Here is a 19,732-nt window from a genome sequence, read left to right as displayed (position 1 = left end):
CTAAAGCTGAGGGCCGCTATCATGGCCGCAAGCCCAAATTCAATAAGGACAGTCCCCAATTGCAACACGCCTTTAAACTTTATCAAGACGGTATGACAGACACTGCCGTCAGCAAGGTAACTGGAATTAACCGGATTACTTTCACTCGCTACAGAAAAAAATATCAGATTACGCGATAAATAAATTTTTTAGAACAATAAAATTATCTATTAACAAATCAAGAGGCAATTTAAAAAAATTCCTTTATTTCTTGTTCCAGTCCCTCTGCCAGTTGATCGGCACCAATTTTATGAAGTAAGGTCACCTGTTCGAGTGCACTGAGTTTATCACGCTTACAAACTGCAATTCTAGCATTAGCCACAAGTAACTTATCATATTGTTTTAAATCCTTAAGTCCCGGTTTCAAGTTAGCTAAATTATTCGCTGCTAGAACATACTTTTTCTTCAACATTTGTATTGATGCTTGATTGAGTAAAGTATTAATTCTTAAAGATTTCTTATATGGATAATGACTATCAATAAGTGTAATAATCTTAGAAACGATTTCATCAGCAGTTTCATAGTCAAAAGCATATATAATTGTGTTTAAAATTGAAATATCGGTAATAGTAAGTAATTGAACTTTAGATAAATAATCGAACCAAATAGGCTGAACCAGTTTTTTGGCATGATTCTCGCCGTGGGACTCATTAAGAAATAAAACGGATTTAAGAATTCTAATAATTCTCTTGATGTCACTATCATTCTTTATTAAATAACAATCTTGCAGTAATGCTTCAACTTTATCAATTTCTACACTCACTTCTAAGTCAAAAAAACGGGACAATAGACTATTTTTAGTACTAAATTGGTAATTGTTACTTATATATTCAAATTCATTAAGAGTTAACCCAAGACGTGATATTAATTGAACTTCATTTTCATAAGAAGTTTCTAAATTTTCGTGTTCAATCTTAGAAATTGTGCTACGATCAAAAAGATTATCAGCCAATTCTTGTTGAGTCATATTACGTGAAATACGCAAGTCGTGTATAGTTTTACCAAAGTTATTCATAGTTACAAACCCTTTTTACTAATTACGGAGAGATTATTTAAGAGGGGACCATATTTTTATACTTTTAAATTATCGTGCAATTTTTGCACACATTTTAGAATACTTAGATGCTATTATAACTTTAGGAATAAAACAAAGAGAGCTCTTCAGTTTAATTAAATTCCTAAAGTAAAAATATCAGTATAGAAAGATTAATATTATGATGTTTATAAATTTAATTATGTGGTTTTTTAATAGAAGCTTGTAATATATACGCTCTTAGCATATGTTTATTGCATATACATTAGGTATACAATATACAATTTTAATCAAGTAACTAAAATATGGGAATATTATGGAGAAACTAAAATGAAAAAATCAATTAAAGCTTTATGTGGAGCTGCTGCTGCCGTAAGTATGATTGCTCCTGTAGCTGCTACAACTATTAGTCAAGTATCTGCAGCTACAGTAGAAACGAGTACTGCTTCCCAAGAATCAGCACCAACTGAAGTAGCTGTTACGCCTATGTCTACTTCAGAAACTCATGGTGAAACTGGATTAGCACCAGGACAATCTTCTGCAAGTACAAATAGAATTCATTCTTCGGGTAGGTATAGGGTACATCTTGTTGTTTACCGTGGAAGCAATCTAACTGTGAAAGTGTTCCGATATGGTAGCGAAGTACATTCGTTTAGTATAAGCAAAGGAAATACTGTTAAGTATTTTAATGGCTCAGGAGACTATTCTGTAAGAGTTTACAATAATTCTAAAAAGAATGCCTCAGTGGGTGTTGATATCGACGCAGCATAAGCAGTAGGTAAAGGAAAAAAGTCAACAGGTAAATTTATCTTACAAATAATTGTGCTAGTCGCAATTATGCTGAGTGTAGTTTATCTGTTGTTTTCTTTTATATTCGAAAATTGCAGTTTTAAGTTGAATCCCTTACTTGCTTTAATCGTTATTTAAACACCCAGTTGTAGGTAGTTATGTTATGTGGTTATTAAAAGAGTATCGTATTATAATGTATAAAAGTAAATAATTTTAAGGGATTTAAATATAATGCACGAGAAAAATGAAAAAGAAGAATCAATAGGAAAATTTGTTGGACAAACTGCTATCATAGCAGTATTTATTTTGGCAATTTTTTATTTACTGTTTACCTTTGTATTGAGTAATGACGCTGTATCGGGTATATCCATGCAACCCAACTTTGAAGACGGAGATAGACTTATTTCTGTTAGACATACTAAGATAAAAAGAGACGACATCGTAATATTAAGAGCACCACATACCAAAAATGAACTTTATATAAAACGTGTAATAGGTATGCCTGGAGATACTGTTAAATTTAAAGATGATACTTTGTATATTAATAATCACCAAAAACGCGAACCCTATTTAATTCAGGGTAAAAAGCTTTATGCTAATGGTGACTTATATACAAATAATTTTAATTTAGGGAAATTAGCAGTAACACATGGTGTTTCCAAAGTTCCAAAAAACTCATATTTTGTTATGGGAGATCATCGAAATGTTTCAAGAGACAGTAGGTTGATTGGTTATATTAATAAAAATAATATAATTGGCATTGTAAAATTACGATATTGGCCAATTCAAAAGCTAACTTTCTATTAAAAAATTGTAGGAGTCCCCTTTCAATATAAAAATGCCAAGTTAAATTTTTACAGTCACATTAAGCGCTTCAAAACAATTCGCTATCAATTCTACCCTAATTATAGCAAATGTTACGTCTAAGTTCCTGATACTATGAGTCAATACAACAAAAAGCCGCTCTTTAAAGAGCGGCTTTTTACTTTTTTGCGAATTTGTTAATAAAGCGTTTAGCTTGAGACTTCGCTACAATGTACTGTTTCTTTTCTCTATGAGCGTCGTCCCACTTCTTGCTGGCTTTTAATTGCGCTTCACTAGTTTTTTTCATGTCTTCAATACCCTTCTTTTAATGTGCTGCATTATAAAGAAAAATAAGGCCGTACTACATCAAACTAGTACAGCCTTTTCTTATACACTCTCTTAATAAGTTTCCATTTTAAATGATAAATGATTTATTACTTATCTTTTTATCTATAATTATTCTTTTATATTCTCAATAAGATCAGAAAGAAATTTAGAATCCGATTTATAATTGTGGGCTCTTGCCAATTCTCGCAAGTGATTTCGCACACTAGGTTTTAAAGTGAAATTATAACTTCTGGTAGTCTCACGACCGCCACCATCTTGAATGGGTACAACTATATTTTTAGCAGACGTCATTGCTTTATTTGACTTCTTAGCTTCAACTTGCTGTAACGCCTTTTTTATATTTTTATTGTTTGGATCAAAAGCCATTTATGTTTCTCCTTTATACCTACATTTATATTTATGACCATATATACGCTTATAAACATGCTAATAAACATGTTTATAAATATACCTATAAATTTTATTCACTCATTTTTTCAGTAACGTTTTCAAAAGTATTATTTAATTCATCAAAGAATTGACGCTGTTTAACATAAGTACGATGATCATTAGCCATGCTTGATAATGACCGCTTGTCCAGTGTTGATCTGTTAAAGAGTTCTTTCTCTGGTATAGTTGCCAGTACTCTTTCATCGTCCTTAATAACATTAAGTAACTCGTGCGAAGATTTAGTATTGTGTCTGATCATATTAGCTATAAAAAATAACTCAGCCGTAACGTATGATGTTCTTGAAGAAAAATCAATTGCTTCTTTCCTTAGCTCATCAATACGTTCCTCCAAATTAAACTTTGCCGCATAGCCATGCTCACTAGGCGTGATTGGACTCAATATTGCATTACTAATAATAACAGCATTTTTAGTTGCAGTCGCAAAATCTGGATGTGTATCTAAAATTATATAATCGTACTGCGTCAAGTTTAAGCTATTATAATTATCTGAAAGCCACATATAGAGCAACATATTTTTATTTGTTTTATTCTCTATATTAGTTTCTATATCGTCCAGGTGCATATCTCCCACTATTAAGCTAATATGCTGTTTAATCTCATGGATTACGACTTTATCATTTCCTAAAAATATATTTCCTACTGTCCCTTCAGTATCATAGTGGTCATAAATTTGACTAAGATTACATTGATGATCCAAGTCAATTAATAATACATTATTGTTATTAGCAGCTAGCCACTCAGCATAATTGAATGCTAAAGTGGTTTTACCAACGCCGCCCTTAATTGCTGCAAAAGTAATAATTTTCATACTGAACTCCTATTTAAACCAGCTTTCACTTATATACATATTTATGAATGTGTTGATGCATATTTTCATAAATATGATTGTAAACATAACTATCAACATAATTATCATAATAAATATGTTGATGTAAGTCAACATATTTATGTTTATATTTACAGTTATGTATATGAACGTGCTAGTATTTATACTCATGCGTATGCGTATGCCTATAAACTTATACATAATCACCTTCATAGCCATATTTATGTTTATGAAGGTGATTAAACTTAGGAGATTACTCCGGGAAATTTGCTATTGCAAATATAAGCGGTTACTGTTATTCTTAATTTAAAAGAATTTCTTAATTTTAAAACCAAATAAAAAAGACCAAAAAAAAGGGTTTATGAAAAGCGCCAACTTCTCATAAACCAGTTGATCAACTATGCACTTAGTTAATCAATTATTTTCTTTTTTCTTTAAAGATATTATAGCATTTTCAGAGTTTCAATACAAGATAACTCCTTACGCTTACCTTACGAAAAAGAAAAATAATCGAAAAACTGACTAAACTTAGTCGCAGTAGCTAATCAACTACTGCGACTTTTTTAATATTCAAAATTTGAAAGGAACATATTATGGAACGCCAAAAGCACTATAACCTTAACAATCTAACCCGCGAAACTTATTATCAACTGCCAAAAGTTTTTTTTACGAATCATTCAAAGTATGAAAAATTAAGTTTAACAGCAGCAGTTGCATTTAGCTTTTTAAAAGACCGACTAAATTACTCTATCAAAAATAATTGGGTTGACGAAAATGGTGATATTTATTTTATTTTTACCAATTCAGAATTAGGTGAAACGTTAAAGGTTAAAAGTTCTGCTACTGTTGTAAAAATCAAAAAAGAGTTAGAAAAATTCGAATTGCTAGAACAGCAAAGAATGGGTGTTAATCAACCTAACAGATTATATTTACTGCAACCGGAAGTGACTGCAGCAGACATTTATGAGATTAACAGTGCGCAAAAAGTGCCTCAATCCCTAGAGCCACACGGAAGTTTAAAAAATGAACTTCCGGAAAACAGCCCTCAATCCCTAGAGCCACACGGAAGTTTAAAAAATGAACTTCCGGAAAACAGCCCTCAATCCCTAGAGCCACACGGAAGTTTAAAAATTAAACACAATCAATATAAAGAATATCTAGATACTAATAAGATACATGAAGATACTCACTTAGACTTTTCCTCAAGCAATTATTCTCCTGAACAGATTGCCTTACAAAATGATGATCTTAAGGCACATTTAACTGAAATTATGGACGCTAAGGCTAACACTGACTTTCTTAGTCATGCTGCACTAGGTGTTATTAGAACTTGGTGCAGTACGCCAGCCCAAATTGAACGTGCTATCCAAATAATCTTGAACGCAAAAAATGCAACTGCAAAAGAGATGGCTAATCAAGGTTTTAGTGAGCAGTCCGTGCTATTAAGTCTTGAAGGCAAATCCTTGCAGCAGGAAGTAATCACTTGGCTGCGAAGCTACTTCAATAAAATTAGGGCCAGCGAACATGACCCTAAAAAACGCATTAAAAATGCTGAAAATTACCTGTACCGCACAATGTATAACGGCTTTACTAAGTTTGCGCACACACAACTGCAAGCGCAAAACAGGGCGCTCACAGAAGAAAGTGAGCGTCCTGAGGACTAGCTTAGAGGTATTGCTACGTGCTAATCAAATGGCGTGAAGACTACAACCGCGCTAGTTTGAGGGGATTTTGCAAAATCGTAAATTAAAAGTTACGATTTATCAACTTTTAAAGCTTTTAATAATTTTTTATTTGTGTTAATTTATTAAATCTCCTGTATAAAGTTGCACGACTAATTTCTGTGTTTTTAGTAATTGTTTTAATTGGGATACCTCTTTTATACAACAAATACAGCTTTTCAATTTGTTCGTCGCTATATTTGTTTTTTCTCCCCTCATGATAGTTGGGGTTATGCTTTCGGGCATATGCTTTACCTTCTTGGGTTCGAGCAATAATCATGTCCCGATCAAATTGTGCAATTGCTGAAAAAATAGAAACGGTTAGTTGACCTGTTGGCGTATTATCAATGGTTCCAAGGTTAAGAATATTGATGGTAATGCCTTTTGTAAACAAATCTTCAATGGTCTTCAAAGCCTCGCTGGTATTTCTAGCGAATCTATCTAGCTTAGTAATAGTAAGCTTGTCCCCACTTTTGAGTACTGTTAATAACTGAGTAAAGACAGGTCTGTGCACGGTTGTTCCTGTATATTTTTCCTTGTAGACTATGTCTACTCCAGATTTTTCTAGAAGATCAATCTGTGAATCTAAGTTTTGCTCCCGCGTGCTGACTCGAGCGTATCCATAATTCATTATTTGAACCCTTAAAATATTTTTTTAATTTCTTTTTTAGCCTTTACTAATACGGAAATAGCAAATACTAAATTAAAAACAGTATATCATTGATTTTTGGGTCTTACAACTTTTAACTTATGAGATGAAAAGGACTAATGATATGAGAACCCAGAATAAAAAAGCTGTACGTCGCAAACGGTTAAACATCTGCTCTATTAACCAACTTTATGCAACTATTGTCAAAGTTAAAATGTTTGGTGCCTATTGGCTCAATGGACAAGATGGTTATTTTTATCAGATAGATGATTCTACAGAGCTAAATAATAAGGAAAACAATAAATATATAGGTTATAAACAACCATTAAATTTTGTATATCGCTATATGCAAGTCGGATACAATCTGCATGGCGATGGAGTTTGTTATCGTAAAAGAGATTATAATAGTGGATTTACACCCTTAGTTTTTAATAAGAGATTTTCCAAAAGGTGACAAAAAATGCGTGTTATTGAAAAATTTGTTGCTTTCCTGACTGATCAGGTTTCTAATATTTTAAGTTTTATGATGACCCATATATTGTCCAGTGCTTTAGTCTGTTTAGGTTGGTTATGCTTTATAGGGTTTGTTACTTATAAAGCAGGACGTTCTCCGGTTTTTGGATATTGGTGGAGATTGGACAATAGGCTTAATCACTTTGCCAACATTTGTTTTATTGTTTTTACAATTATTTTTACCCTAATTTTGTTTTACTTGTTGTATTTGTGGAAAATACAGACAGCAGAATTGGAGTAAGGAGGCCATTTCATGCAAGGATTGGAAATTATTATCATCTGCGCTACAGCCGCATATATTGCGATGAAATTGCGAGAATATATCAAGTCAGCTAACGAGCTAAAAACAAGTCTAGCTAATGCAAAACAAATTGAAAATACTAAAAAAAATTATCAAGACCAGATAAAGCAAGTTGAGGCTCAGATTGATAAATTTCAAGATAAATTAGCTGTTTTAAGTATTGATCCAATAACTCGTGATACTAGACGTAAGGCAAAAAAGCTGGAAAAGCGAATTAGCAAGCTAATTCAAGCTGAAAAAGAATATCAAACAGCTCTGGCTGACTTTGAAATCATTTCTTCAAGTAAAGAACATAAAATATCTGAAAATAAATTGCGGAAGACTTTAAAATCGTATCTAAATGATAAGGGCCGATTATAAAGATTTTCAATATTTAGTAAAAAGAGTTTCTGCAAAAGGGCAGAAAATTCAACTTGTTAAATTTGAAAAGGTTCGAATCCTTTGGAGCTCTATAGAAAGCAATCTTGATAATCTGCGATTAAGATTGCTTTCTAATATTCCTCTCTTTCAATGTCGAATATTGAAAACTAATAATGCAGATTAAGGATATTGCATGGCAACCGTGAATAGCGGGAAGGCTTCGACGCCTTCTATCTTTTTAGACAAATTGTATATTTGTCGATTGTACATTGACAATTCGATAAACTGGCGGCGTGGATAGTATCTGACTACTCACGCTGAAACTTGGAGTACAAGGTCAATGAAATTTTTAACAATTGATTTGTTTTTATGAATCAAAGTATTAAGAATGAAGTTGTTGCTGAAACACTGCACCTTGCCAAGCGGATAAGCCTAAGGAGTGGTAGAACATGGAAACCACAGATAAATCAGAAAATGCTACGTTTGGGCTGACGTGATAAGAAATAGAGCAGGCATGTTCACTTGTATTCTATTAACTGCGGAACAGCGGTCGCCAATTACTCCCCAAGTTGCCCTCGCTAAGTCTCCAGGACGAAGAGATTCAAAAGCTTGTGCTTAATAACCACTTGCAACGTTAAAATTTACTGTTATGTAGCTGTTTTATTATGGAGTATTGTCATATCGACAATACATCTAGGAGGAAATGCCCCGAAACTTATGTCGCTGCTGAAAAGGATTCACAGGAATACCGTCGTCTATGAGCTTATTTTTACTGGTAGTAACCAGGTTTTTTGAACAAAGAAAAAATAAGCAATTAGACCAGTGATTAGCTAGACGAAGTGAAAAATCAAAAGTGTGCCTTTTTAACTGAAAAAGTTAATTAACATGAAAATGAGAGCTTTTGGGATAACACTTATTACTTAAAAAGAGTAGAAATCCAATTTGGTAAAAGTTTTCGGTAATAAATTTTAAAAAAATAGAAGGGCGTAGACCGTCCTTCTAGTCAAAATACTAATTAGACACTGAATGTTTTAGACTTTGAGTGTCTTTTGTTTATAAAAGGAGAAACGATGGCAAAAAAGCTTGATCCAATCGTTGCTGCCTATTTAAAGAAGGTAAAAACAGCCTCATACAATGACTGGCTTGAAACAGCCTTTTGGCAATTTGTACGTGAGGCTTGCACGAACAAAAAATCGGAAGAATATAAAATCGTTACTGATTTCGTGACACAAAAGTTGAAAAATGAGGCTTACTTACAAGCAAATATTGGTAATATTAGCTTTGACAGTCAAAACTAAATATGCTATATAAATATAGCATATTACTTAACCTAAAAAGCAAAACCTTACTTGCAATTTGGTAGCGCATATGCTACCGTAATGTTTAGTGGAGGACCTTATGAAAGAAAAAGTTGTTTTTGAATACTATGATCAAAATGGGTTTCGTGCTTTTTTGCATGAGCTACCGTCCAAAGAAGCCGTAAAATTACTAGTTACAATTGAAAAAATTAGTAAATTTGGGCTATTGATAGCACAAGAACAACAATGGGTTAAAAAACTCGAATCAAATTTATTTGAGGTCCGCTCACATCATGGAAGCAATAGTGCCAGAGCTATCTATTTTCATAAGAAAGGAAACCATTATATTATTACACATGGTTTTAAGAAGAAGAGCAATAAGACTCCTATGAAGGAAATAACTCACGCCAAAACAATTAGGTCCAAATTTTTAGGAAGTGATAATAATGAAAACTCAAACTGAAGAAATGCTTGAAGAATTAACTAAAACCGATTCTGAGTTGAAGGATTTTGCTGATCAGTATGGCCGCCAACTGGAAGCTGCCGTGGCGGTTACTGAGTTGCGTAAAAAGGCAGGACTCAGTCAACGGGATTTGGCTGCAAAGGCTAATGTAAGTAAGTCAACTATTGCACGAATTGAGAACGGTAATATGAGTCCAACACTTAACATGTTGGACAAATTAGGGGCAGCTGTAGGTAAGCACATTTCTATATCTTATGATTAAGGTGCTTTAGCTAGTTGCCAAATTTATAAACTTGCATTTGGCGTAAAAATTACGTTAAGAGTAGTTACTTAAAGTAGCTACTCTTTTTTGTTTTAAGAGGAGGAAAATGAAGAAGTGTAATTGGCACACTATCAGGGGAGTCTTGCTAATTTTGCTACTTTTAGTAGCTGCATTAATTGTGCTAAATTTTAACAAACTCCAGGGGCTAACAGCTCAATCTTTATCTAATAACCGTACTGAATTAAAACAGGCTCGTTATCATAAGCAGAAGAAGAAACCTGACTACAATTTAAAGCATGTTAAGCCGATTTCGCCGCAATCGCTGATAGATGCCTGGCGTCATCGGCAAGATTATCGGGCAGTTGGCCAAATTGCCATTAACGATGAGAATATTCTACTAAATATTTATCGTGGGACAGGCAATAATGAATTGGCTTTAGGTGTTGGTACCTTCTGGGCTAATCAGAAGATGGGCCAGAATAATTACTCATTAGCTGGGCACAATATGGATGATGGCCGGTCCTACTTTAGTCCGCTTTACACGGCGAAGGTTAATGGCAGCTTGCGTAATGGTACGGCAATCTTTCTAACCGACTTTAAAAAGGTCTATTTCTATAAGATAACTTCCTCGCGCTTTATTGACGTCTATAATTTGCGTCTAACTCTTAATACCAAGAAGTTTAGAAGGAGTCCAGTAATATCTTTGTTTACCTGCGATTATACGGGCCAAGGACGGCTTTTTGTTAGGGGTAGGTTAACTGGGTCGCAATCGTTAAAATCGGCGTCTAAGTACGTTAAAGCGTCATTTAGGATATAGAGGAATTACAAAGAGTAACTTCTTTTTTTGATGGAAAGGAAAAAAATGGTAGTTGTCCGATTTAAAATTTTAAAATCAGATTTTGATAAAGTTGAACAGTTTTGTCGTGCAAATTTTGAAGTCGACAAAAATAATAACGATTTCGCCGCAACAATGATTTTTAAATTTGCAGCTGAAGAAATGGTTCAGGAGCAGGCGAGGGGAGACGACCTCAGTTTAAATACAATAGTTGATGAGTTTTGGAAAAAAGAGTTTGAAATTAATCATAATAAAGAAAATGGCTACATTATTTTAGCCAAAGTTCCAAGTCAGATTTTTATTTCCTTACTTAAACAACAAAAAAATTTATATCCAGAAATTGCTGAATGCGATTATTCTGTAAAACATAATTTTCTCGCCTATCTAGGGTGGCTCTTTGTTTCTGAATTGAAAGGAAACAAGGCTAAACTTAGTAAGTTAATACGTCATATATAAGGAGAATGAGAAATGGTGGAGAAGAAAATACATAGATTAGCATTTAGAGTGCCAAAAAGTGAATATCAAGCAGTTGAGAATCTAATGGCAAGCTATGCTAAAAGTGCTGCTGACAACATTGCTAGAAAAGGGGGCTATTCACGCAACTTTAAAGAATTACAACTAACAGTTCCCAATGCTGCCAAACAAATTGTTAGATATGCTTTTAATGAATTGATTAAAGAAGAGTCCCAAAAGGAAGCGAATAAGCACCCACGGATGTTTATCGGTGAATCTGAACCAGAGGATGATTGGGGGAAGGTAAAAATTCCGGAGTGGCTAATGGCCAAGGTTAAATCGGGGTTAGTCGCAATTGCAATGGATATTAACGAAACTGACTATGAGCAAATGATTAGCAGCATTAAAGACCTGTATCCTGATGTTTATTTCAACTCAACGATTGACACCAATGATTTTATTGGCGCACTAGGTATTGCTTATGCACATAGAATTATGGCTGGGCAGGTGCAGCTTGAAGTAACGGTTCGACAAGTAAAGAAGTAGCATAACCAAAGAAAAAACTAGAAAAATATGGTATTTTTATCTAGTCTAAAAGGGGCAAAATCAGTTGCTAATCTTATTGTTCAAGCTAAGTTAGCGGATAGGTTAATCGGTAATGCCAAAATATGAAGGATATAGTAATGCAAAAGTATTTAGCAAAAATCAAAAATCAGATTATGATTTGTTTTTCAAATCAAATAAATTTTCCTATACTTTTTCTAGCGATAGCACTTGGGCTAATATCATCAAGTTTATTGATATTGGCTTGCAGCAACCATACAGGTGGTCTCTTATATTTAGTGGCTAAAGTAAGCGGGTTGCGAGAATTAGCTAAGTTAATTATAAAAGCTAATACAATAGATTTAGTACATAGTACAATGTTAAATCTTTTTGGCTCGCTTTTCATATTTCTATTTAGTGTCATATCTTTAACAAGAGTTAAGAATAGTGCAATCTATATAATTTGGACTTTTTTTTCCATCATATTTTCGTGGTTATTAATTATGCCAGCTAAAATAAATGTGGCAATATTAGTTAATAGTATAGCGTGGCTATATTTTACCAGCTTGTGGTTAATTAATAGGCTCTATCATTGGGTAATTGCTGAACAAACAACAATTTTAGCCAAATTAACTTTTGTTTGGGGTATATTTGCAGTAATTATTAGCTACATAATTAACGGATAGGAAACCACTGAATTATGATTAAAGAATTAATCAAGAATAAAGCAGTAACTTTTTGGATGTTATTTTTCGGAAGCATAACTAACTTTTTCGAATTTTTGAAATTGAGAGGGTTTTTAGATTCATTACGCTTACAGTATGGAAATAATCTCAATTCTTTATTACCAGCTGATAAAGCTAAAATATTCATAGAACACGGATCTATTATTTTCTGGGCAGTTGTAACGTTCTTTTTTATTTTCATCGTAATTTTATGGGGCGTTTTGTTTATGTTTGTTTCTAAATATTCAAGCAAATTGAAAATTATAGATGCTGGGTTAATTTTCTTTAATCTGTTTTTACTTTATTTTTCGATTAATAATTATGTAGTTGTATTTGTTATAGGAGTAGGGGGAATAGCATATTTACTACTACACGGAGCAAAGTAAAACCTGAAAGGAGTTGAGTTTATGCAGTAATGAAACTCATGTTAGAAATAATATTTAACGGCACCGTTGCTTATCTAAGTAGCGGTGCTTTTTTTGTTTTAAAAGAAAGGATTTTCAATGAAAAGACTGAATAAGAAGCAAGGTAAACGTCTTGCTGCAGCTCTAGGCGTAGGACTAACGCTAACTGGTGTTGGAGTGAGTGCTGCTTATTACAACAGCACACAACAACCTATTGCAGTTAGGGCTAACGCCGCAGAGCAAGCAAAATTAGGTACAGACGCTACCTTTGAAAAAGGCAAAGATATACCTTTTCAAATTGTTTTTCAAGTGCCATTGGATCAGAATATCAAGCGAATTGAATTCTATGACAAGCTTGAAACATGTTTTGAATATCAAAAGGCGCGGATTTTTGACGAGAATAACAATGACGTAACGGATCAAGGAACTTTAGATTTTGATAAGGCGACTAATAAGGTCAGCTGGCAGGCCAAAGACCCTAAAAAGTGGTTTGGACGCAAAATGATAATGCGGCCAGTGGTGCAGCTGAAGGAGAATGCAGATTTGTCTAAGTATTTAGACAAGAATACAAATCAATACAACATTCCTAACGTTGCGCATATGCTGATTAATGATAAAGACGTGCCTTCAAATGAAGTTAACGTTCATACGCCAAATGATAAAAATCCAACTGTTTTAAAGCAAGTTCAAGATAAGAATGGCAAATTTGGTGATTCAGCCAAATATAACATTGGTGACGAATTTCATTATCAAGTCACCTACACGGTACCTAAGAATGGTAAAGATATTACCAATGTTGCTTTTGAGGACGATCTTGAAGATGTGCTCGACCTGAAGAACGTCAAAGTAACTGATGACAAGGGTAATGATATTACTAAGAGCGAGGGAGACCTCAAGATTGATGACGAGAAAGAGAGCTTTGTTTGGCAGCCGACAAAAGATTATCTGGTTAAAATGCCAGATCACTCCTATACTGTTGATATAACGGCGAAAGTAAAGCCGAATGTAGATTTATCAAAGTATAAAGATAAAGCATCTGACCAGTACCAAATCCCCAATATTGCTCATATGAAATATAACGATAAAGATACACCTTCAAATAAGGTTGATATTATCACGCCGCCTCCTATTGAAAAGAACAAGATTGTTAAATCGGTTGAGGGTCTTTCTGGGTCATATCATGAAGACAAGGATAATGTTGAGATTGGTAAGGACTACACATACAAAATTCAATTTACACCAGCTCAGGGTAAAACGCTCAAAGATGTAGAGATTACGGACGACCTCGAAGACGTGCTTGACCTGAAAAAGGTGGTTGTCCAAAACCCAGACGGTAAAGATGTAACTGACTCTGATGGTAAGCTGAAGATTGATGATGAAAAGGAAAGCTTTATCTGGCAACCCAAAGATGATGTGGTGACCACTATGGGCGGTAAGACCTATACCGTGCTTGTAACAGCTAAGGTCAAAGAGAATGCAGATTTACAGAAGTACATAAAGAACAATGTGATTGAAATACCTAACACCGCACACATGAAAGATAGTGGGGAAGATACACCATCAAACACACCGATTGTCACCCCAAAAACGGAAGAGCCAAAAGCCAAAAAGGGTATTGTTAAAGATCCGAGTGCCTGGACCAAATATTTTGGTAATAAAGCGGAGACTTCTGCTGGCCAAAATAGCGGAGATAAGGTAAATCAGACAATCGACGCTAATGCAAGTAATGCCAAAATCAATGCAGCTAAAAAACTAGTTGTCCAAAGCCCAGACGGGTCTTACAGAAAAGCAAATAAATCTGTAACTGATAAACAATTTAACGAAGCTATGTCTATACTTTCTAATCCGTATAAATCGGCACAGAAAGTAAATGTAAACGATCAAAAAGATACTAGTGTATCAACTACTGCTCCAACTAGCGCTGATGACCTAAAATCAATTATTAATGCAACAACGGTTGAAAGTAATCAGGCTGCAAGAGGTGACGCCCTTGATTATTTACTAACCTTTGATATTGGTAATAACGCTGATATGAAATCCCTAGTTCTAAGTGACGATTTGGAGAATGTGCTCGACCTGAAGAATGTCGTGGTTTTGGATAGCGACGGCAATAATATTACTAATGATGGCGCATTAACGACTAGCGACACTGATGAAAGTTGGACTTGGACAGCTAAAGATCCAACGAAATACAGTGGTAAAAAGATTTACGTAGCAGTTGCAGCCAACATTAAAGCTAATGCGGATTTACGCTCATACAGTGACGGTCGTGTTCCTAACATTGGACATTTACAGATTAACGGCAAGGACACTCCAACCAACCTTGTCCACACCAAACTTAATGGCCCGTCTAATCCAAAGGATGATCCAAGGAATCCAGATAGTTTGAATAATCCAAAGAATCCCAACAGTCCGGAGAATCCAAATAATCCGAAGAGTTCATTGCATGGTGATGGCACAAATAATCCAGTAACGGGCAAAAACGGCCTCCTACCGAAGACTGGCCACTTTATCTTGAAACACACCGGGTTGATTGTAGCTGCTTTGGTAGCCGCAGCAGCTGGAATTGGTGCATATCTATACAAGAAAAACAAGAAAAAAGGCTTTAAAGATAAAGTAAATAAGAGTATCAAAAAATAATTTTTAATTAGTCCCTTAATCACTTTAATACTACTAATAAATGGTATATAATATTTGGTAGTAGAGGAAATAGCATGAAAAAAATAGACATAAAGTTTAAATATGCACCTTCATTTAATGAAGATTGGGATACATATGGTCTTACTAGTGAAGATAAGAAAGATTTACAAAATCAAGTTAAAAATTATGTAAAGAATTCACCAATAAATAATCATGGTAAGAAATTTCCTGGCTCAATTATTGAAGGAACTGGAGGTGCGTATAAGTTTAGATTTTCTTCTAAAAAAGACAATAGGGGTAAAAGCAGTAGTTATCGAACAATATATATTACTGCATTTCAAGATTGTCTTTACTTTATAGCAATTTATGCTAAAAAAGAAAAAGCTAATCTTTCTAAAGCAGAACGTAATGCTTTAAAGAAGACAGTTAAGCGATTAAGGGAGAAATAGTAATGAACAAATCAAGATTGTTAAGAGGCTTAGATGAGTTGAACGAACTTATAGATGGACATGATCCAGGTTTTGAAACTCAAGTTGAAACTATCGACTTAGCGCCAAAATATGACGCTGAAGATATTAAGCAGTTGCGAAAGAAACTAAATGTAACTCAAGTTGAATTTGCGAAAGTAATGGCTGTTTCTCCTAAAACGGTAACCTCGTGGGAAACAGGGAGAAGTACGCCGAGAGGTGCTGTATCTAAGTTGATGGATATTTTTAATGATAATCCAAAATTAGCATTTGAATATGCCAATTAGATGTTTTAGGAGTAAAGAGGAGTAAGAGCATGAAAAAGAGAGTAGTAATTAGTCTAGCAACTGCTGCATTATTGAGCACTGGTGTTTTGAGTGTTGGCCAAAACAGTGGCTTGGGCGCTAATTTGGAAACGGTGCAAGCCGCCAAAAAGACTTATAGCATTAAGCTAAGACATAATGCGTATGTCTATAATAAACACGGTAAACGCAAAGGCAGAAAAGCCTTGAAGAAGAACCGGACTTTAGTATGTCACGGCATAACTAAGATTAAGGGTAAAAAATATTACCATATTAGCAAAGGCCGCTATATTAAAGCAGCTAATGTTGCAAAGGCTAATTCTGCTAATAAAAGTAAAGATTATACCGTTGTCTTAACGTCTAATGCAACAGTTTATAATAGCAAAGGGCTACCTACGAACATTACTTTGAAAAAGGGGTTAATGGAAGAAGCTCACGGTATAACTAAAATCCACGGGCAGCAATTTTATAAACTTGGTGGCAATCATTATATATTGACGTCGACGGCTAGAATAAACGATTCTATTGCTAAAACACCTATTAGTGATACTGACCACAAATTGGAGTCTACCGATACCAATAACAGTTCAATCTCAGACATGCCAGGCAAAGATGATAAGCCGACAAAAGAAGAAATAAAGCACCTACTTGCTAATAGTAATGATAAGTTAGGATATAAGGTGTACTTTTCAGATTCTGAATTAGCGCAAATTAAGAACTCTCTATGGAATAAAATTCAAAATTATAGAGTTCAACAAGGATATGAGCCTTACAAATCTAATCCAGAACTAGATAGTTTTATTGGCAAGGTTTCTTCAACCGCTAATAACATGTTTTTTTATTCAGAAGATATTAATAACCAAGATATTGCTAAGTATTTGCCAACATTGTCCAGCAAGGGCATGAATGCAGTGCAAGCTTTTGACCATTATAAATATTATGGTCATTATCTTGGTGCTCCTGCAAAATTTAACATTAAGGATCGTAATCCTGAACATGTGGCTACCGAGATTTTTAATAGTTTAAAGGATGATCCATTTTACGAGAGTAAAATTGTCGGGCTGTTTGACAACAAAGCTTTTGGTTCATTGGCCTTAAATTATAACTGGGACGGAAATTATTCAACTGTTGGATTAGTATTTATCGAGGTGGCTGGAACCAGCAAGGACTGGTCAAACTACTATAATGCTAATTAACATTGAAAAAACTAGATAGATAATAGAATTTAAATAGCAAGATTAAACAAAAGTATTACTGGGAAGTAATGCTTTTTTTATTTTTTGAAAATAGAAAGGAAAAATTGAATGAATTTAATCAGTTCAATAAAGCCACGCAGCTTAAGGAAAAGCATAGACGCATTAATTGCGGTATGTGCTATTACTGGTGGATTGGCTTTCAGTAAAAATTCTGTGAAAGCAGATAACACTGAAATGACAGATTTACCCAAGTCAACTAACGCGCAGTCAAATAAAATTCCAGGACAGTATGCTTTTTCTGGAAAAGTAAATCCAGGAGTTACAAAAGTAACGCCCTTTGGTGGTACCAATGCAGATTGGGCCACTTCTTCTAGTCATACAGAAGGTCGGACTAAGCATTGGTATGCTTTTCAGCTAAGCTACGGCAATGGCAAAGATGGGCAAACAAATAACAAGCAATGGAAAGGTAAAGTTGGAGTTTATTATTCAAACATTGGCGTCTATCGAAGTCACACTGTGGATCTCAAAGTGACGATGTTAGACTGGAATGTGCAGAATTATGCGTGGGTTGATACTGACGGCAACGGTAAAGCAGATACTAAAAAGCCATTAGATACTGCTTATGTTGCCTTTGGAAAAGATGATTTTGAAATCTTTACTCCCGGTATGGGGGCGGTGAAATATCGCCTAGACTATATTGATCATGATACACATAAACCAATTAAAATGACGGCTGCTTGGACATTTGATGATATTGATGGTAACCAATGGATTGGTATTGATCCTCCTACCATGTCTAGTGTTGATCAACTTTTTTATGGCGACGATAATACGGGAAAAACTTGGTTAAGCTATAAAAAAATAAGTGGCACAGATTATATTTATTCTGACGCTAATCAACATAATACGCCTATAACTGATGATAGCGGCCATAATTCAGGTACATTAACGAGCGCAGATAAAAAAGGTAGTTTTACTGCTGCATATTCTGAGTCGTCAAGTTTTACCATGAATTGGGTGTTTGGCCAAAACACTGGTAAGCATGCCGTTGAAGACCAGAATGACCTGCTAAAAGACAGCAGTTATTGGAATATGATTGGTAAATATGATCCTGACGCAGATACTAAATATCCAATTAAAGATATTGCAACTTCTATTGACGCGTCACTATTTAATCATGCTTATCTCAAATTTGGTACAACACCAATGCTAAAAGATAAACCTAAACAACCGGTAAAATATGTGTCAGATTCAGATGAAGGTACTAATACACCAACCGAAGTTGGAACAGATAAGTCAATAGACCATGACCTTTTAAAAAATCGTTATGAAACCTACCACTATCAAATAATGCATGATGTTCCAGCTGTAAGACCTGAGTTTAAATATGATCAATATATGATTACTGATAATTTAGACAAAGATTTAGATATTTCAAATGTTCATGTTTATAACAGAGAGAGCCAAGATGTTACATACATGTTTACAGTATCAGTTAACCCTGATAACAAGCTATCTGTAATTGCTAAAGAATCATCTTTAGAACATGATGACTTTTATCGTGAGCAGTACAAAGTAACCTTTGATGCCAAGATTAAGCCAGGCGTTAGTTTGGCGGATCATAAAGATCCAAAGCATAGTGACCAAGCAGTAATCTATAATGAAGCTAAAGTGACAACTAATAATGGTTCAGCTGATAGTAATAAAACTACGACTAATGTTCCATTTACACCAAAATCCCAAGTTAAGGCCATTTCTAAAGACGGTAATGGTAAGGGCGACAGCATTAAAGTGGATTATGATGAAGATTACAAATATACGGTTGATGTGGCAGCTCCAGATGGCGAGGACATTAAGTCTTTAGAACTTAAAGATAAGCTCGAAGATGTCTTAAGCCTTAAGGATATTAAGGTCTACGACCAAGATGATAACAACAAAGATATTACTGCTGAAGGTAAGCTGACCCAAGACGATAATACCGCTGATTGGGTCGCAAATGATCCAACCAAATGGCATGGTAAACACATTAGAATGGTTATTACTGCGAGTGTCAAGGACACGCCAGATTTAATGCAGTACTTAGACAAGACTAGCGGCATTATCCGAGTTCCAAATAAGGCACATTGGATTATTAATGGCAAGGACGATCCAACTAATATCGTCTATGTTGAGCCTAAGGGACCAGACGCTAGTGCTAAGAAATGGATTGAACTACCCGAAATAAAGTAGAGGTCAATTTTAAAACAAAAGGACAGGTAATGTAGTATATGGGAGAAAAATTGATTTTGTGTGATTGAGAGCTCCCACAATC

24 protein-coding genes are annotated in these 19,732 nt (G+C 34.5%); 20 read left to right on the top strand and 4 right to left on the bottom strand.

Annotated features, from left to right (window positions below; all coding sequences use genetic code 11):
* On the top strand, positions 1 to 179 hold a 179-nt coding region (locus tag AC2JF7_RS07805), incomplete at its 5' end, for a helix-turn-helix domain-containing protein (protein WP_500728128.1).
* A 50-nt stretch (positions 180 to 229) separates the two neighbouring features.
* On the opposite strand, the gene AC2JF7_RS07800 is transcribed toward AC2JF7_RS07805, so the two are convergent.
* Positions 230 to 1,054: a helix-turn-helix domain-containing protein gene (locus AC2JF7_RS07800; RefSeq protein ID WP_500728127.1), complete on the bottom strand. Its 825-nt coding sequence runs from the start codon at positions 1,052 to 1,054 to the stop codon at positions 230 to 232.
* 348 nt (positions 1,055 to 1,402) lie between these two features.
* Between AC2JF7_RS07800 and AC2JF7_RS07795 the strand changes: the two genes are divergently transcribed.
* Together AC2JF7_RS07795 and lepB are read left to right on the top strand one after the other, a co-directional pair.
* Entirely contained in the window at positions 1,403 to 1,843 is a 441-nt protein-coding gene (locus tag AC2JF7_RS07795) for a hypothetical protein (RefSeq protein ID WP_500728126.1), read from the top strand.
* A 249-nt stretch (positions 1,844 to 2,092) separates the two neighbouring features.
* Positions 2,093 to 2,668 (top strand): signal peptidase I, encoded by a 576-nt coding sequence (gene lepB / locus AC2JF7_RS07790; RefSeq protein ID WP_500728125.1) that lies wholly within the window; start codon positions 2,093 to 2,095, stop codon positions 2,666 to 2,668.
* 453 nt (positions 2,669 to 3,121) lie between these two features.
* Here the strand turns inward: lepB and AC2JF7_RS07785 are convergent, their stop codons facing one another.
* Positions 3,122 to 3,379 (bottom strand): hypothetical protein, encoded by a 258-nt coding sequence (locus tag AC2JF7_RS07785; RefSeq protein WP_500728124.1) that lies wholly within the window; start codon positions 3,377 to 3,379, stop codon positions 3,122 to 3,124.
* Positions 3,380 to 3,473: 94 nt separating this feature from the next.
* Positions 3,474 to 4,271 (bottom strand): ParA family protein, encoded by a 798-nt coding sequence (locus AC2JF7_RS07780; protein ID WP_500728123.1) that lies wholly within the window; start codon positions 4,269 to 4,271, stop codon positions 3,474 to 3,476.
* Positions 4,272 to 4,882: 611 nt separating this feature from the next.
* Here AC2JF7_RS07780 and AC2JF7_RS07775 point away from each other — a divergent pair.
* On the top strand, positions 4,883 to 5,953 hold the full coding sequence (locus AC2JF7_RS07775) for a replication initiator protein A (protein ID WP_500728122.1): 1,071 nt from the start codon (positions 4,883 to 4,885) through the stop codon (positions 5,951 to 5,953).
* A gap of 115 nt (positions 5,954 to 6,068) precedes the next feature.
* Here AC2JF7_RS07775 and AC2JF7_RS07770 read toward each other — a convergent pair whose 3' ends face one another.
* Positions 6,069 to 6,641, bottom strand: a complete 573-nt coding sequence (locus tag AC2JF7_RS07770) for a recombinase family protein (RefSeq protein WP_500728121.1) — start codon at positions 6,639 to 6,641, stop codon at positions 6,069 to 6,071.
* A gap of 142 nt (positions 6,642 to 6,783) precedes the next feature.
* Between AC2JF7_RS07770 and AC2JF7_RS07765 the strand changes: the two genes are divergently transcribed.
* From AC2JF7_RS07765 to AC2JF7_RS07690, 16 genes are all read left to right on the top strand, one after another.
* The gene (locus tag AC2JF7_RS07765; RefSeq protein WP_500728120.1) at positions 6,784 to 7,113 is read left to right on the top strand and encodes a hypothetical protein; all 330 of its coding nucleotides are present in this window, start codon (positions 6,784 to 6,786) and stop codon (positions 7,111 to 7,113) included.
* A 6-nt stretch (positions 7,114 to 7,119) separates the two neighbouring features.
* Entirely contained in the window at positions 7,120 to 7,413 is a 294-nt protein-coding gene (locus AC2JF7_RS07760; RefSeq protein ID WP_500728119.1) for a hypothetical protein, read from the top strand.
* Positions 7,414 to 7,425: 12 nt separating this feature from the next.
* Entirely contained in the window at positions 7,426 to 7,833 is a 408-nt protein-coding gene (locus tag AC2JF7_RS07755) for a hypothetical protein (RefSeq protein WP_500728118.1), read from the top strand.
* 1,070 nt (positions 7,834 to 8,903) lie between these two features.
* Positions 8,904 to 9,131 carry a hypothetical protein gene (locus AC2JF7_RS07750; RefSeq protein WP_500728117.1) on the top strand — a complete coding sequence of 76 codons (228 nt, stop codon included), beginning with the start codon at positions 8,904 to 8,906 and terminating at the stop codon, positions 9,129 to 9,131.
* Positions 9,132 to 9,231: 100 nt separating this feature from the next.
* Positions 9,232 to 9,594, top strand: coding sequence for a type II toxin-antitoxin system RelE/ParE family toxin (locus AC2JF7_RS07745; protein WP_500728116.1), 363 nt, complete (start codon positions 9,232 to 9,234; stop codon positions 9,592 to 9,594).
* The gene (locus AC2JF7_RS07740; RefSeq protein WP_500728115.1) at positions 9,578 to 9,856 is read left to right on the top strand and encodes a helix-turn-helix domain-containing protein; all 279 of its coding nucleotides are present in this window, start codon (positions 9,578 to 9,580) and stop codon (positions 9,854 to 9,856) included. Before AC2JF7_RS07745 ends, AC2JF7_RS07740 begins: the two co-directional genes overlap by 17 nt.
* Before the next feature lie 106 nt (positions 9,857 to 9,962).
* On the top strand, positions 9,963 to 10,673 hold the full coding sequence (locus tag AC2JF7_RS07735; RefSeq protein WP_500728114.1) for a class A sortase: 711 nt from the start codon (positions 9,963 to 9,965) through the stop codon (positions 10,671 to 10,673).
* A gap of 30 nt (positions 10,674 to 10,703) precedes the next feature.
* Positions 10,704 to 11,147 carry a hypothetical protein gene (locus AC2JF7_RS07730; RefSeq protein WP_500728113.1) on the top strand — a complete coding sequence of 148 codons (444 nt, stop codon included), beginning with the start codon at positions 10,704 to 10,706 and terminating at the stop codon, positions 11,145 to 11,147.
* Between the two features lie 12 nt (positions 11,148 to 11,159).
* Positions 11,160 to 11,690, top strand: a complete 531-nt coding sequence (locus AC2JF7_RS07725; RefSeq protein ID WP_500728112.1) for a hypothetical protein — start codon at positions 11,160 to 11,162, stop codon at positions 11,688 to 11,690.
* Between the two features lie 137 nt (positions 11,691 to 11,827).
* The gene (locus AC2JF7_RS07720; RefSeq protein ID WP_500728111.1) at positions 11,828 to 12,373 is read left to right on the top strand and encodes a hypothetical protein; all 546 of its coding nucleotides are present in this window, start codon (positions 11,828 to 11,830) and stop codon (positions 12,371 to 12,373) included.
* A 14-nt stretch (positions 12,374 to 12,387) separates the two neighbouring features.
* Entirely contained in the window at positions 12,388 to 12,798 is a 411-nt protein-coding gene (locus tag AC2JF7_RS07715; protein ID WP_500728110.1) for a hypothetical protein, read from the top strand.
* Positions 12,799 to 12,915: 117 nt separating this feature from the next.
* Positions 12,916 to 15,456 carry an isopeptide-forming domain-containing fimbrial protein gene (locus tag AC2JF7_RS07710; RefSeq protein ID WP_500728109.1) on the top strand — a complete coding sequence of 847 codons (2,541 nt, stop codon included), beginning with the start codon at positions 12,916 to 12,918 and terminating at the stop codon, positions 15,454 to 15,456.
* Between the two features lie 74 nt (positions 15,457 to 15,530).
* A complete protein-coding gene (locus AC2JF7_RS07705) occupies positions 15,531 to 15,905 on the top strand; it encodes a type II toxin-antitoxin system RelE/ParE family toxin (RefSeq protein ID WP_500728108.1) in 375 nt (124 codons plus the stop codon).
* A gap of 2 nt (positions 15,906 to 15,907) precedes the next feature.
* On the top strand, positions 15,908 to 16,210 hold the full coding sequence (locus AC2JF7_RS07700) for a helix-turn-helix domain-containing protein (protein WP_500728107.1): 303 nt from the start codon (positions 15,908 to 15,910) through the stop codon (positions 16,208 to 16,210).
* Positions 16,211 to 16,239: 29 nt separating this feature from the next.
* Positions 16,240 to 17,421, top strand: a complete 1,182-nt coding sequence (locus tag AC2JF7_RS07695; RefSeq protein WP_500728106.1) for an SLAP domain-containing protein — start codon at positions 16,240 to 16,242, stop codon at positions 17,419 to 17,421.
* Between the two features lie 213 nt (positions 17,422 to 17,634).
* Entirely contained in the window at positions 17,635 to 19,650 is a 2,016-nt protein-coding gene (locus AC2JF7_RS07690) for an isopeptide-forming domain-containing fimbrial protein (RefSeq protein WP_500728105.1), read from the top strand.
* The last annotated feature ends 82 nt before the right edge of the window (positions 19,651 to 19,732 follow it).

Source organism: Lactobacillus sp. XV31L, assembly GCF_059900865.1.
Note: the sequence above shows the minus strand (reverse complement) of the source record. Positions and strands in the feature narration are given on the sequence as shown.

Coding starts and splice junctions, on each gene's coding strand:
- AC2JF7_RS07710 (WP_500728109.1), top strand. CDS start 12,916: ATGAAAAGACTGAATAAGAAGCAAGGTAAACGTCTTGCTGCAGCTCTA.
- AC2JF7_RS07795 (WP_500728126.1), top strand. CDS start 1,403: ATGAAAAAATCAATTAAAGCTTTATGTGGAGCTGCTGCTGCCGTAAGT.
- AC2JF7_RS07700 (WP_500728107.1), top strand. CDS start 15,908: ATGAACAAATCAAGATTGTTAAGAGGCTTAGATGAGTTGAACGAACTT.
- AC2JF7_RS07765 (WP_500728120.1), top strand. CDS start 6,784: ATGAGAACCCAGAATAAAAAAGCTGTACGTCGCAAACGGTTAAACATC.
- lepB (WP_500728125.1), top strand. CDS start 2,093: ATGCACGAGAAAAATGAAAAAGAAGAATCAATAGGAAAATTTGTTGGA.
- AC2JF7_RS07750 (WP_500728117.1), top strand. CDS start 8,904: ATGGCAAAAAAGCTTGATCCAATCGTTGCTGCCTATTTAAAGAAGGTA.
- AC2JF7_RS07735 (WP_500728114.1), top strand. CDS start 9,963: ATGAAGAAGTGTAATTGGCACACTATCAGGGGAGTCTTGCTAATTTTG.
- AC2JF7_RS07695 (WP_500728106.1), top strand. CDS start 16,240: ATGAAAAAGAGAGTAGTAATTAGTCTAGCAACTGCTGCATTATTGAGC.
- AC2JF7_RS07715 (WP_500728110.1), top strand. CDS start 12,388: ATGATTAAAGAATTAATCAAGAATAAAGCAGTAACTTTTTGGATGTTA.
- AC2JF7_RS07775 (WP_500728122.1), top strand. CDS start 4,883: ATGGAACGCCAAAAGCACTATAACCTTAACAATCTAACCCGCGAAACT.
- AC2JF7_RS07785 (WP_500728124.1), bottom strand. CDS start 3,379: ATGGCTTTTGATCCAAACAATAAAAATATAAAAAAGGCGTTACAGCAA.
- AC2JF7_RS07740 (WP_500728115.1), top strand. CDS start 9,578: ATGAAAACTCAAACTGAAGAAATGCTTGAAGAATTAACTAAAACCGAT.
- AC2JF7_RS07800 (WP_500728127.1), bottom strand. CDS start 1,054: ATGAATAACTTTGGTAAAACTATACACGACTTGCGTATTTCACGTAAT.
- AC2JF7_RS07755 (WP_500728118.1), top strand. CDS start 7,426: ATGCAAGGATTGGAAATTATTATCATCTGCGCTACAGCCGCATATATT.
- AC2JF7_RS07725 (WP_500728112.1), top strand. CDS start 11,160: ATGGTGGAGAAGAAAATACATAGATTAGCATTTAGAGTGCCAAAAAGT.
- AC2JF7_RS07730 (WP_500728113.1), top strand. CDS start 10,704: ATGGAAAGGAAAAAAATGGTAGTTGTCCGATTTAAAATTTTAAAATCA.
- AC2JF7_RS07760 (WP_500728119.1), top strand. CDS start 7,120: ATGCGTGTTATTGAAAAATTTGTTGCTTTCCTGACTGATCAGGTTTCT.
- AC2JF7_RS07770 (WP_500728121.1), bottom strand. CDS start 6,641: ATGAATTATGGATACGCTCGAGTCAGCACGCGGGAGCAAAACTTAGAT.
- AC2JF7_RS07780 (WP_500728123.1), bottom strand. CDS start 4,271: ATGAAAATTATTACTTTTGCAGCAATTAAGGGCGGCGTTGGTAAAACC.
- AC2JF7_RS07705 (WP_500728108.1), top strand. CDS start 15,531: ATGAAAAAAATAGACATAAAGTTTAAATATGCACCTTCATTTAATGAA.
- AC2JF7_RS07745 (WP_500728116.1), top strand. CDS start 9,232: ATGAAAGAAAAAGTTGTTTTTGAATACTATGATCAAAATGGGTTTCGT.
- AC2JF7_RS07720 (WP_500728111.1), top strand. CDS start 11,828: ATGCAAAAGTATTTAGCAAAAATCAAAAATCAGATTATGATTTGTTTT.